The organism is Maribacter chungangensis (assembly GCF_042676845.1).
GTDB classification, from domain to species: Bacteria; Bacteroidota; Bacteroidia; order Flavobacteriales; family Flavobacteriaceae; genus Maribacter; species Maribacter chungangensis.
On the sequence record NZ_JBHTHY010000021.1, the window covers coordinates 8,362 to 8,753 of the forward strand.

At 64.0% G+C, this 392-nt stretch carries 1 protein-coding gene; it reads left to right on the forward strand.

Annotated features, from left to right (window positions below):
- On the forward strand, positions 1-392 hold a 392-nt coding region (locus tag ACFQZJ_RS17230), incomplete at both ends, for a Calx-beta domain-containing protein (RefSeq protein ID WP_379936142.1).

A 392-nucleotide genomic window follows, 5' to 3' on the forward strand; every position in this document is an offset into this window, starting at 1 on the left:
CGTGGCGGGAAGCTTTACCGTGGACTTCGCCGTGGCCGACGGCACCGCCGTTGACCCGGACGACTACTCCGTGGCCACCGCGGGCACTTCCGTGACCTTCCCCGACGGGACGGTTTCCGGAGACACCCAGAGCGTCACCGTCAACATCGTGGACGATGTGATTCTGGAGGCCAGTGAAAATCTTGATATCGCCCTTGGCGCAGTGTCCAATCCGCTCATCCCCGTCATCGACGGCAACGGCGTGGGCACCATTACCGACAACGACGGCCTTGGCGCCGGAGAGGGCATCTCCGTGGCCGACTTTACCGTGGACGAGGGTGCGGGAACGGCGGACTTCGTCATCACCTATACCGGGCCTACCGTGGCGGGAAGCTTTACCGTGGACTTCGCCG